We start from the raw sequence: 11,617 nt of genomic DNA, 5'->3' as shown, positions 1-11,617 counted from the left end.
CCGGAGAGGCCCGGGGGAAGGACCCCCGGGAAAGATCAAAAGTTCGACGGGTTAGCATATGAGCACCACCTAGCTCGAAAGATGAACTCGTGACTGTCAATGACGACTCGTTCACCAGCTGGAAGAACCGCGAGGAGATCGCGGAGTCGATGATCCCGATCATCGGGAAGTTGCACCGGGAGCGGGACGTCACGGTCCTGGTCCACAGCCGATCCTTGGTGAACAAGTCGGTTGTCAGCATCCTCAAGACGCACCGCTTCGCCCGCCAGATCGCCGGCGAGGAGCTCTCGGTCACCGAGACCCTGCCGTTCCTGCAGGCGCTCACCACGCTCGACCTCGGCCCGTCGCAGATCGACATCGCGCTGCTCGCCGAGGCCTACAAGAGCGACGACCGGGGTCTGTCGGTGGAGGAGTTCACCGCCTCCGCGGTCTCCGGTGCCACCGGGGACAACAAGATCGAGCGCCGTGACGGCCGCGACGTCGTCCTCTACGGCTTCGGCCGCATCGGCCGCCTCGTCGCCCGCCTGCTGATCGAGAAGGCCGGCTCCGGCAACGGTCTGCGTCTGCGCGCCATCGTCGTCCGTCAGGGTGGTGACCAGGACATCGTCAAGCGCGCCTCGCTGCTGCGGCGCGACTCGATCCACGGCCAGTTCCAGGGCACCATCACCGTGGACGAGGCGAACAGCACGATCATCGCCAACGGCAACACGATCAAGGTGATCTACGCCAACGACCCGTCCGAGGTCGACTACACGGCGCACGGCATCAAGGACGCCATCCTCATCGACAACACGGGCAAGTGGCGGGACCGCGAGGGCCTCTCCAAGCACCTGCGCCCCGGCATCGACAAGGTCGTCCTGACGGCTCCGGGCAAGGGCGACGTCCCGAACATCGTCCACGGCGTCAACCACGACACGATCAAGCCGGACGAGCAGATCCTCTCCTGCGCCTCCTGCACCACCAACGCGATCGTCCCGCCGCTGAAGGCCATGGACGACGAGTACGGTGTGCTGCGCGGTCACGTGGAGACCGTCCACTCGTTCACGAACGACCAGAACCTGCTGGACAACTACCACAAGGCCGACCGTCGTGGCCGCTCCGCGCCGCTGAACATGGTCATCACCGAGACCGGTGCCGCCTCCGCCGTCGCCAAGGCGCTGCCGGACCTCAAGGCGCCGATCACCGGCAGCTCGATCCGCGTCCCCGTCCCGGACGTCTCGATCGCCATCCTCAGCCTGCGCCTGGGCCGCGAGACCACCCGCGAGGAGGTCCTCGACCACCTCCGCGACGTCTCGCTGCACTCGCCGCTGAAGCGCCAGATCGACTTCACCACCGCGCCCGACGCCGTCTCCATGGACTTCGTCGGCTCGCGCCACGCCTCGATCGTCGACGCGGGCGCGACGAAGGTCGACGGCGACAACGCGATCCTCTACCTCTGGTACGACAACGAGTTCGGCTACTCGTGCCAGGTCATCCGCGTCGTCCAGCACGTCTCCGGCGTCGAGTACCCGACGTACCCCGCCCCGGCGGTCTGATCCGGACGCACCGGCGCGCACGCGCGAAGGCCGAGGCCCCTGCCGTTTCCCGGCAGGGGCCTCGGCCCTTCTCACGGCGTCGGAGGCGGCCGCCGGTGTCGTACGCCGGCGCAGCCGTCGGCGCGGCCCGCGGCCTCCGGCTCAGGAACCCACCCTGCGCTTGTTCCACACGTCGAACCCGACCGCGGCGAGCAGCACCAGGCCCTTGATCACCTGCTGCCAGTCCGTACCGATCCCGACGAGGTTCATGCCGTTGTTGAGCACGCCGAGGACCAGGCCGCCGACGATGGCGCCGAGGACCGTGCCCACACCGCCGCTCATCGACGCGCCGCCGATGAACGAGGCGGCGATCGCCTCCAGTTCGAAGTTGATGCCCGCCTTGGGCGAGGCGGCGTTGAACCGGGCGGCGAACACCAGCCCGGCGAGCGCCGCGAGCACCCCCATGTTCAGGAAGACCAGGAAGGTGACCTTCCGGTCCCGTACCCCCGACAGCTTGGCGGCCGGCAGATTACCGCCGATCGCGTACACATGGCGTCCCACGACGGCGTTGCGCATGACGTACCCGAAGCCGACCAGGAGCGCCGCCAGGATCAGCAGCACGACCGGCGCCCCCTTGTAGCTGGCGAGCAGGAGCGTGAAGACCAGGACCGTGGCGACCAGCGCCCCCAGCTTCACGGCGAACAGCCCGACGGGCGCGACCTCCAGGGCGTACTCCCGCTGACGGCGGCGGTCCCGCACCTCCTGCCACACGACGAAGACCATGAGGGCCAGACCCAGCAGCAGGGTCAGATTGTGGTAGTCGGTGCTCGGCCCCACCTCCGGCAGGAAGCCGTTGGAGACCGTCTGCAGCCCGTCGGGGAACGGCCCGATCGTCTGGCCCTTGAGGAAGATCTCGGTGAGACCGCGGAACAGGAGCATCCCGGCCAGGGTGACGATGAACGACGGGATGCCCAGATACGCGATGAAGAACCCCTGCATGGCCCCCGCCGCCGCGCCGAGCAGCAGCACGAGCACCACCGCCAGCGGCCACGCCATCCGGTGCTCCACCATCAGCACGGCCGCCACCGCGCCGACGAAGGCGGTGAGCGAGCCCACCGAGAGGTCGATGTGGCCCGAGATGATGACGATCATCATCCCGATCGCCAGGATCAGGATGTAGCTGTTCTGCAGGACCAGATTGGAGACGTTGCGCGGCAGCAGCAGGTCGCCGCCCGTCCAGACCGCGAACAGGGCCACGATCAGCCCGAGGGCGATCAGCATGCCGTACTGCCGCATGTTCCCGCGCAGTCCGTCGAGGATCAGCCGGCCGACGCCGGGACGGCCCTCCGCCGGTGGGCCGTCCGGCGCCTTCCCGGTGCCGTCGGCCTGGGTCCCGGCCGTGAGATCGGTGCTCATGCGTGTTCCCTCCTGTCCTTCGTCATGTGCCGCATCAGCAGCTCCTGGGTCGCCTCGGCACGGGACACCTCGCCTGTGAGCCGGCCCGCCGCCATGGTGTAGACGCGGTCGCACATGCCGAGCAGCTCGGGGAGTTCCGAGGAGATGAAGAGGACGGCCCTGCCCTCGGCGGCCAGCCGGTCGATGACCGTGTAGATCTCGTACTTGGCGCCCACGTCGATCCCGCGGGTCGGCTCGTCCAGGATCAGGACGTCGGGGCCCGCGAAGATCCACTTGCTGAGGACGACCTTCTGCTGGTTGCCCCCGGAGAGCCGGCCGACGGGCTCGAAGACCGTCGGCGCCTTGATGTTCATCGACCGGCGGAAGCCCTCGGAGACCCGGGTCTCCTCGTGCTCGTCGACGAAGCCGCGCCGGGCGACCTTGGACAGGGCGCTCAGCGAGACGTTCCGGTTGATCGTGTCGATCAGGTTGAGGCCGTAGTGCTTGCGGTCCTCGGTGACGTACGCGATGCCGTGCCCGACCGCCTCGGGGACCGTACGGGTACGGATCTCCACGCCGTCCTTGAGGACCGTGCCGCCGCCGTACCGCCCGTAGCTGCGCCCGAACACGTTCATCGCCAGCTCGGTTCGGCCCGCCCCCATCAGGCCGGCGACCCCGACGATCTCGCCGCGCCGGACGGTGAGCGAGACACCGTCGACGACCTTGCGGTGCCGGTCGATCGGATGGTGCACGGTCCAGTCCCGGATCTCCAGGGCGGGCGCCGCGCCCCGCTCCGGCTCGTGCGGGGTGCGCTCGGGGAACCGGTGGTCCAGATCGCGGCCCACCATGCCCCGGATGATCCGGTCCTCGGTGGTCTCCGGCGCCCTCACGTCGAGGGTCTCGATCGACCGGCCGTCCCGCAGGATCGTCACCGAGTCCGCCACCCGGGCGATCTCGTTGAGCTTGTGCGAGATGATGATCGACGTGATGCCCTGACCCTTCAACTCCTCGATGAGAGAGAGGAGTTTGCCGCTGTCCTCGTCGTTCAGCGCGGCCGTCGGCTCGTCGAGGATCAGCAGCTTCACCTCCTTGGCGAGCGCCTTGGCGATCTCCACCAGCTGCTGCTTGCCGACACCGATGTCCGCGACGCGGGTCTGCGGATGCTCGTCCAGACCCACGCGGCGCAGGAGCTCCGCCGCGTGGCGCAGGGTCCGGTCCCAGCTGATCACGCCGCGGCCGGCGTGCTCGTTGCCGAGGAAGATGTTCTCCGCGAGGGAGAGGTACGGCACCAGCGCCAGCTCCTGGTGGATGATGACGATGCCGCGCTTCTCGCTCGCCCCGATGTCCCGGAACCGGCACGGCTCACCCTGGAAGAGCACCTCCCCCTCGTAACTCCCGTGCGGATGAACGCCGCTGAGGACCTTCATCAGCGTCGACTTGCCCGCTCCGTTCTCCCCGCAGATGGCGTGGACCTCGCCCGCCCGGACGGTCAGGGAGACGTCCGACAGTGCCGTCACGCCGGGAAACGTCTTGATGATCGAGCGCATGTCCAGGACGGGTCCCGCCATGGCACACCCTCTCCTCTCCGGTCGCGGTCTAGTTGAGGTCGCTCGCCTTGATGTAGCCGGAATCGACCAGCACGGAGCGGTAGTTGCTCCTGTCGACGTTCACCGGGTCGAGCAGGAAGGCCGGGACGACCTTCTTCTCGTTGTCGTACGTCGTGGTGTCGTTGACCTCCGGCTTCTTGCCCTCGAAGAGCGCGTTGACCATCTGCGCGGCGACCTTCGCCAGTTCGCGCGTGTCCTTGTACACGGTCTGCGTCTGCTCGCCCGCGATGATCGACTTCACGGAGGCGACCTCGGCGTCCTGCCCCGTCACGACGGGCAGGGGCTTGCCCGCGCCGCCGTAGTCGTCGGACTTGAGGGCGGACAGGATGCCGATGGAGATGCCGTCGTACGGCGAGAGGACCGCGTCCACCCGCTCCTTCGCGTACGAGGAGGTGAGCAGGTCGTCCATGCGCTTCTGGGCCTGGCCGCCGTCCCAGCGCAGTGTCGTCACCTGGTTGAGCCTGGTCTGACCGGACCTGACGACCAGCTGCTTCCTGTCGATGTACGGCTGGAGGACGTTCATGGCGCCCTGGAAGAAGTAGCGGGTGTTGTTGTCGTCGTTCGAGCCGGCGAACAGCTCGATGTTGAACGGGCCCTTCTTGCCGCCGTCCTTCAGGCCCAGCCTCTCGACGAGGTAGCCGCCCTGGAGCTCGCCGACCTTCTCGTTGTCGAAGGAGGCGTAGTAGTCGACGTTCGGCGAGCCGAGGATGAGCCGGTCGTAGGAGATGACCGGGATCTTCGCGTCCGCCGCCTGCTGGAGCACGTTGGCGAGGGCCCGGCCGTCGATGGCCGCGACGACGAGGGCGTCGACGCCCTGGGTGATCATGTTCTCGATCTGCGAGACCTGCTGGTCCGGGTCGTCCTCGCCGTACTGGAGGGAGGTCTTGTACCCGTACTTCTCCAGGCTGCTCACCATGTTCCTGCCGTCGGCGATCCAGCGCTCGGAGGACTTGGTGGGCATCGCGATGCCCACGGTCAGCTCCTCGGCGCCCTTCTCCTCCTTGGCGCCGCCCGCGCCGCTCTGGCCGCAGGCGGAGAGGACGACGGCGAGGGCGGTCGCGAGGACGGTGGCGGGGGCGGCACTGCGGATACGCATGGCATCAGTCCTTGTCGGTGTGGTGGATCGGGTCGGGGAAGCGGTTCAGCGGGCCGGGCAGCCGCGAGCCCAGCGGGGACATCCCGCCGTCCGCGCCGTGCCGGGCCAGCAGATCGAGGGCGAGCCGGCCACGGCGGACCCGCTCGCGGGCGGTGGCGAGCACCGTCTCGCGCAGATGCAGACCGGAGGGATAGAGGGAAGGCGCCTTCGACAGACCGAACTTGAGGTAGAGCGGGGCGCCCCGGCGGATCAGCTCGGCGACCTCGTACATCCGGACGTAGCCGCCCAGGTCGTCGGGCGCCTCGATGTACATGTCCATCGGCGCGGCGCTCACCCGCCGGATCTCGGTGAGATGGGCGAGCGGCAGATCGCTCGGCACGTTCACCGAGTCGGCGCCCAGACGCTCGTGCACGGCGTACGCGGCGGGGTTCACGGGGCCGATCAGAGCGGAGACCTTCAGCGTGGTGCCGGCGGGGATCACGCCGTGGCACCGGGCCCGGTGCAGCGTCCACAGCACGCCCTCGTCGGCCACGAGCAGGCATCGGACGCCCAGCCCGGTGGCGCGGACGGCGTCCTCCACGCAGCCGGCGACCGCGTCGTGGCCACGGGCGCGCAGGCCTCCGCCCCGGGAGTCGCTGCGGACCGAGCCGCCGATGTCCCAGGTGCCGCGGGGGCCGGTGAAGAGGCAGAGTTCGACGGAGCGTTCGGCGGCCGCCCGGACCATGGCGGTGATCTCGTCGTCCGTCAGCATCCAGACGCCGCTGCCCTGGCTGACCCGGTGGACCGGCACGTCCAGCCGCGCGGACTCCTCCAGGACCGCCTCCAGCGCCTCGGGCCCCTCCACGGAAGGCACCTCGGTCCGCCAGGTGCCGCCGTCCGGGAAGGAGTGCGGGGAGGTGTCGGCGGGGGAGAGGGCGGGGGAGCCGAGCCCGAGGACGGAGAGGGCGTGTTCGCCGGGCCGGTGGGGCGGGGAAGGCGGAGCGTCGGTCACGAGCGTTCCTCCGTGTTCGGTATGTCGGACATGGTTCGGAAGCAGAGGTACGGGTGGGTCGGTACGGGACCGGGGGCAGGACCGGGGGCAGGGGTCCGCCCGGGGCGGCGTTCGGTGCGAAGCGGTCGCGGGGCCTGCCGGGCGTCAGGGCCGTAGCAGCACCTTCCCGACCTTGGGGTCACCGGAGCCCACCAGCTCCATCGCCTGCGGGAACGCCCCGAGCGGCAGTTCGTGCGTCACCAGCGCGGCGAGGTCGAGCAGGCCCGCCCCGAAGGCGCGTACGGCATGGGCCCAGGCGGCGGGCGGCGCGCCGAAGACCGTGTGCAGGGTCAGCCGGCGGGTGACCAGCTCCGCGGGATCGAGACCGTCCGCCCCTGGGGCAGGGATGCCCGTGAGGACGACCCGGCCGCCCCTGCGGGCGAGGCCGGCAGCGGTACGGGCGGAGCCGGGGGCGCCCGCGGCCTCCAGGACCAGATCGCACCGGCCCTCCTCCGTCCTCCCGGCCGTCGGGAGGACAGAGGTCGCCCCGAACTCCCGCGCCAGTGCGGCCCGTTCGCGCCGCGGTTCCACGACGCACAGTTCGGCGGGCGACGAGGCCGCCAGCAGCTGGACGGCGATCAGCCCCAGAGTCCCCGCGCCGACCACGGCGACACGTTCACCGGGCCGTGGCGCCGCCGCGAGCGTCGCGGCCGCGACACAGGCGGCCGGCTCCAGCAGGGCCGCGGCCGTCAGATCGGCGTCGCCGGGGAGCGTGTGCAGGAGCCGGGCCGGAAGCGTCAGCGTGGGCGCCATCGCGCCCGGCCGGGTGAAGCCGGTCTCGTCGTACCCGGCCGTGCAGAGCGTGACGTCGCCCGTATGACAACGTTCGCACACCTGGCACGAGCGGAACCCCTCGCCGACCGTCTTCCTGCCGACGAGGTCCTCCGGAACGCCCTCGCCGACCTCGGCCACCGTCCCCGACCACTCGTGTCCGGGCGTGAGGGGATACCGCACGAACCCCTCGGGCCGAGTGCCCCGGTACACCTCGCGGTCGCTGCCGCAGACGCCGCTCGCGTACACCCGTACCAGCGCCTCCCCGGGGCCTGGCGGGCGCGGCTCGTGCGGGGCCAGCCGGTGCCGTCCCGGTGCGTCGACGACGACCGCGAGGCCGGGTCCGGCCGGGGCGCGGCTCACGCCCCGCCGCCCCGCGTCGCGGGGGCGCGCCGCTCCCAGCCGTCCGCCCACAGGTCGAAGCGGGCCTGCTGCTGCGGGAACTCGGCCGCCGCGTCCGTGTCGAGCTCGACGCCGAGGCCCGGCGCGTCCGAGCGCTGGAAGTAGCCGTCCACCACCTGGGGCGCGCCCTTGACCACCTTCTTGATCTCCGCGTCCGCGAAGTCGTTGAAGTGCTCAAGGATCTTGAAGTTCGGTGTGGTGAAGCCGACCTGGAGGGAGGCGGCGGTGAGCACCGGGCCGCCCACGTTGTGCGGGGCGACCATCATGTAGTGCGTCTCGGCGGTCGCGGCCAGCTTCCGGGTCTCCCAGATGCCGCCGAGGTGGCCGACGTCCGGCTGGATGATGTCGGCGGCCTGGCTCTCGAAGAGCTCACGGAACTCGATCCGGTCGTGGATCCGTTCACCCGTCGCGATCGGGAGGTCCACCTTGGCCGCCACCTTCTCCAGCGCCTTCAGGTTCTCCGGCGGGACCGGCTCCTCCAGCCAGGCCGGGCGGAACGGCGCCATCTCCCGGGCCAGCCCGATCGCCGTGGCCGGCGAGAAGCGCCCGTGCATCTCCAGCATCAGTTCGGCGTCCGGCCCGATGGCGTCCCGCACCGCCTCGATCAGCGAGACCGCGTACAGCGTGTCCTGGTGCGACAGTTCGAGGTGCCCGGTGCCGAACGGGTCGATCTTCAGGGCCCGGTAGCCCCGCTCGATCACCGCGCGAGCGGCCTTGTGGTACGCCTCCGGGGTGCGCTCGGTGGTGTACCAGCCGTTGGCGTACGCCTTGACCCGGTCGGTCACCTTGCCGCCGAGCAGCTGCCAGACCGGCACCCCGAGCGCCTTGCCCTTGATGTCCCAGCAGGCCGTCTCGATCACCGCGATGCCCGACATCACGATCTCGCCCGCCCGTCCGAAGTCCCCGTACTTCATCCGGCGGACCAGGTCCTCGATCGCGAACGGGTCCGAGCCGGCGATGTGGTTGGCCTCCGCCTCGCGGAGGTAGCCGAGCAGTGCGTCGGTGTGGCCGAGCATGCGGGTCTCGCCCACGCCCGTCAGTCCCTCGTCGGTGTGGACGAGCACATAGGTGAGGTTGCGCCAGGGAGTTCCGACGACATGAGTGCTGATTCCCGTGATCCGCACGGCAGTTGCCCCTCGGTCTCGTTCGAAATTTCGTCACACGTTCGAAATGTAGGCGTGACCGTAGGGGCTGGTCGGGTACGTGTCAACGGATCGCGCGGCCGTTGCCGGACGAAGAGGCCTGTGGTTAGCCTGTGTTCGCGATACCGGTCATCGGCCGGAATACCGAACACGGCCGGACATGAGGGATGAGGGGGAGCGGCGATGGGACGACAGGTGCCCGCGGTGGGCAGAGCGCTGGACATACTGGAGCTGTTCCTGACGGGCGACGAGACGCTCGCCGCCCCGGACGTCGTCCGCAGGCTCGGCCTCCCGCGCACCACGGTGCACGAACTGCTCACCACGCTGGCGGCCCGCAACTATCTCGTGCCCGTACCCGACCAGCCGGGACGCTACCGCCTCGGTGTCCGCACGTACCAGCTCGGCAGCCGGTACGCGGAGCAGCTCGATCTCGCCGCCGAGGGCCGGCAGGTGGCCTGCGAGGTCGCCGCGATCTGCGACGAGACCGTCCATGTGGCGCTCCTGGAGGACACCGACGTCATCTACGTCGCCAAGGTGGACTCCACCCACGCGGTCCGCATGGTCTCCGCCGCGGGCCGCAGGCTCCCCGCGCACTGCACCGCCGTCGGCAAGATGCTGCTCGCCTCGCTGCCGCCGGCCGAGCTGGAGAGCCGCATCGACGGGCGCGAGCTGGTCGCGATGACGCCGAACAGCGTCACGGGCCACGACGCCCTGCGCGCCGCCCTCGCCGAGATCCGGGAGCGGGGCGTCGCCGTCGAGCACCAGGAGTCCAACCCCGACGTGAGCTGCGTCGCCGCACCCGTCCGCGACAGCTCCGGTCGGGTCGTCGCGGCGCTCTCCGTCTCCGTCCCCGTGATCCGCTGGAGCGAGGACCGCGAACGGGAGCTCGCCGAACTGGCCGCCAAGGGCGCCGCCGACCTCTCCGTACGACTCGGCCACCGCGGCACGCGATGAGCCAGGACCTCGCGATCGCGGTCCGCGCCGAGGCGGCCCTCGGCGAGGGCCCCACCTGGGACGCGACCACCGGGCGGCTGATCTGGGTCGACATCCTCGGCTCGCGCGTCCACACCTACGCGCCGGCGACCGGCCGGCGCACCGTCATGGCCACCGAGCAGCACGTCGGCGCGGCGAAGCCGTGCGCGGACGGCGGGCTCGTGGTCAACCTCCGCGACGGCATAGGGCGTTACGACGCCGAGGGCGCCTTCAGCTGGCTCCTGCGCGACCCCGTGCCCGGGCGGCGTGGCAACGACGCCGCCGTGGCCCCGGACGGGGCGCTGTGGGCGGGCACCATGCGGTACGACGAGGCGCCCGGCGGCGGCAACCTGGTGCGCCTCGCCCCCGACGGTGCCGCGCACGAGGCGCTCTCCGGGGTGACGGTCAGCAACGGCATCGGCTGGAGCCCGGACGGCTCCCTCATGTACTACGTCGACAGCCCCACGCGCCGCATCGACGTCTGCCCCACCGGAGCCGATCTCGCCACGCACCGGCGCCCGTTCGTGACCGTAGAGCCCGGCGCGGGCTACCCCGACGGGCTCACGGTCGACGCGGACGGCTGCGTCTGGGTCGCCCTGTGGGACGGCGCCCGCCTCCGCCGCTACACGCCGCGCGGCGACCTGGACCGGGTCGTCCCCCTCCCCGTGGCGCGCCCCACGGCCTGCGCCTTCGGGGGCGCCGACCTCCGCGACCTGTACATCACCACGGCCCGCACCGGCGCCCCGCACGCCCACCCGTCGGCCGGCTCGCTCCTGGTCCTCCGCAACGCGGGCCACGGCCTGCCGGGCACCGCCTTCGGAGGCTGTCAGTGCCCGGCGCCGGCGTGCTGACCTGGGTCATGCCCCAGATCCTCCGTCACGGGCAGGCACTCGGCGAGCAGGTCGACGACGTCGCGCCAGGCTCGCTCCGCGTGCCGTGGGTGGTGGCCGACGCCGGGGACCGTGGGGTGGTCGACCGGTGGGTGGTGGAAGGCGTGCAAGGCTCCGCCGTAGACCGTGAGGCGCCAGTCGACGCCCGCGGCCTGCATCTCGGCGGTGAACGCGTTCCGTTGCGCGGGCGCCATGATCGGGTCCTCCGACCCGACTCCGGCCCACACCGGGCAGCGAATGCGCGCCGACTCGCCCGGTCGGCCCGTAGTCACTGCGTTGACCGTCCCGATCGCGCGCAGGCCGACGCCGTCGCGCCCGAGTTCCAGCCCGATGGCGCCCCCGGTGCCGTAGCCGACGGCGGCGATCCGGTCGGGATCGGTCCGCGGTTCGCTGCGCAACACGTCGAGCGCCGCATGGCCGATGCCCCGCATCCGGTCGGGATCGGCGAGCAGCGGCAGGCAACGGGCCAGCATCTCCTCGGGGTCGTCCAGATAGCGCCCGCCGTGAAGGTCGAAGGCCAGCGCCACATATCCCAGTTCGGCGAGAGCATCGGCCCGGCGGCGCTCGACGTCGCTGAGCCCCGTGCCCTCTGGTCCGAGCAGCACCGCGGGCCGGCGGCCGACACCGGCCGGGAGCGCGAGGTGCCCGATCATCGTCAAGCCGTCGGCCGGATACTCGACCGTACGCGTCGTCATTGTCGTCATGACACTGGACTGTAGTGATCGTCGAGCCCGGTCCGGCTGGTGTTCTGCCACTGGCGGAACACACGGGTATCCCACCGAAATGCGGTGAGGACTC

General features: G+C 70.9%; 10 protein-coding genes. 3 read left to right on the top strand and 7 right to left on the bottom strand.

Annotated elements, in window-relative coordinates:
• Positions 1-89: 89 nt before the first annotated feature.
• On the top strand, positions 90-1,535 hold the full coding sequence (locus ACFVGW_RS05470) for a glyceraldehyde-3-phosphate dehydrogenase (protein WP_352188937.1): 1,446 nt from the start codon (positions 90-92) through the stop codon (positions 1,533-1,535).
• Between the two features lie 141 nt (positions 1,536-1,676).
• Here the strand turns inward: ACFVGW_RS05470 and mmsB are convergent, their stop codons facing one another.
• The 6 genes from mmsB to ACFVGW_RS05440 form a co-directional block, all read right to left on the bottom strand.
• Positions 1,677-2,930, bottom strand: a complete 1,254-nt coding sequence (mmsB, locus tag ACFVGW_RS05465) for a multiple monosaccharide ABC transporter permease (RefSeq protein ID WP_383291948.1) — start codon at positions 2,928-2,930, stop codon at positions 1,677-1,679.
• Positions 2,927-4,477, bottom strand: a complete 1,551-nt coding sequence (gene mmsA / locus ACFVGW_RS05460) for a multiple monosaccharide ABC transporter ATP-binding protein (protein WP_385850907.1) — start codon at positions 4,475-4,477, stop codon at positions 2,927-2,929. Before mmsA ends, mmsB begins: the two co-directional genes overlap by 4 nt.
• 28 nt (positions 4,478-4,505) lie before the next feature.
• Positions 4,506-5,612, bottom strand: a complete 1,107-nt coding sequence (gene chvE / locus ACFVGW_RS05455; RefSeq protein WP_385850906.1) for a multiple monosaccharide ABC transporter substrate-binding protein — start codon at positions 5,610-5,612, stop codon at positions 4,506-4,508.
• Positions 5,613-5,616: 4 nt separating this feature from the next.
• Positions 5,617-6,603, bottom strand: coding sequence for a hypothetical protein (locus ACFVGW_RS05450; RefSeq protein WP_385850905.1), 987 nt, complete (start codon positions 6,601-6,603; stop codon positions 5,617-5,619).
• 144 nt (positions 6,604-6,747) lie between these two features.
• The gene (locus ACFVGW_RS05445) at positions 6,748-7,776 is read right to left on the bottom strand and encodes a zinc-binding dehydrogenase (RefSeq protein ID WP_385850904.1); all 1,029 of its coding nucleotides are present in this window, start codon (positions 7,774-7,776) and stop codon (positions 6,748-6,750) included.
• On the bottom strand, positions 7,773-8,939 hold the full coding sequence (locus ACFVGW_RS05440; RefSeq protein WP_385850903.1) for a mandelate racemase/muconate lactonizing enzyme family protein: 1,167 nt from the start codon (positions 8,937-8,939) through the stop codon (positions 7,773-7,775). The genes ACFVGW_RS05445 and ACFVGW_RS05440 overlap by 4 nt, the downstream gene beginning before the upstream one ends.
• A 201-nt stretch (positions 8,940-9,140) precedes the next feature.
• On the opposite strand from ACFVGW_RS05440, the gene ACFVGW_RS05435 reads away from it, so the two are divergent.
• Both ACFVGW_RS05435 and ACFVGW_RS05430 read left to right on the top strand, forming a co-directional pair.
• Positions 9,141-9,911 carry an IclR family transcriptional regulator gene (locus tag ACFVGW_RS05435; RefSeq protein ID WP_383220550.1) on the top strand — a complete coding sequence of 257 codons (771 nt, stop codon included), beginning with the start codon at positions 9,141-9,143 and terminating at the stop codon, positions 9,909-9,911.
• Positions 9,908-10,780: an SMP-30/gluconolactonase/LRE family protein gene (locus ACFVGW_RS05430; RefSeq protein WP_385850902.1), complete on the top strand. Its 873-nt coding sequence runs from the start codon at positions 9,908-9,910 to the stop codon at positions 10,778-10,780. Before ACFVGW_RS05435 ends, ACFVGW_RS05430 begins: the two co-directional genes overlap by 4 nt.
• On the opposite strand, the gene ACFVGW_RS05425 is transcribed toward ACFVGW_RS05430, so the two are convergent.
• A complete protein-coding gene (locus ACFVGW_RS05425) occupies positions 10,756-11,523 on the bottom strand; it encodes a dienelactone hydrolase family protein (RefSeq protein WP_385850901.1) in 768 nt (255 codons plus the stop codon). The two genes, ACFVGW_RS05430 and ACFVGW_RS05425, sit on opposite strands and share 25 nt — an antisense overlap.
• Positions 11,524-11,617 lie beyond the last annotated feature (94 nt).

The organism is Streptomyces sp. NPDC127129 (genome assembly GCF_042671585.1).
GTDB lineage: Bacteria > Actinomycetota > Actinomycetes > Streptomycetales > Streptomycetaceae > Streptomyces.
Note: the sequence above shows the minus strand (reverse complement) of the source record. Positions and strands in the feature narration are given on the sequence as shown.

Bases quoted from the DNA above. Each gene is read 5' to 3' on its own strand.
- ACFVGW_RS05425 (WP_385850901.1), bottom strand. From the start codon at position 11,523: ATGACGACAATGACGACGCGTACGGTCGAGTATCCGGCCGACGGCTTG.
- ACFVGW_RS05430 (WP_385850902.1), top strand. From the start codon at position 9,908: ATGAGCCAGGACCTCGCGATCGCGGTCCGCGCCGAGGCGGCCCTCGGC.
- chvE (WP_385850906.1), bottom strand. From the start codon at position 5,612: ATGCGTATCCGCAGTGCCGCCCCCGCCACCGTCCTCGCGACCGCCCTC.
- ACFVGW_RS05435 (WP_383220550.1), top strand. From the start codon at position 9,141: ATGGGACGACAGGTGCCCGCGGTGGGCAGAGCGCTGGACATACTGGAG.
- mmsA (WP_385850907.1), bottom strand. From the start codon at position 4,477: ATGGCGGGACCCGTCCTGGACATGCGCTCGATCATCAAGACGTTTCCC.
- mmsB (WP_383291948.1), bottom strand. From the start codon at position 2,930: ATGAGCACCGATCTCACGGCCGGGACCCAGGCCGACGGCACCGGGAAG.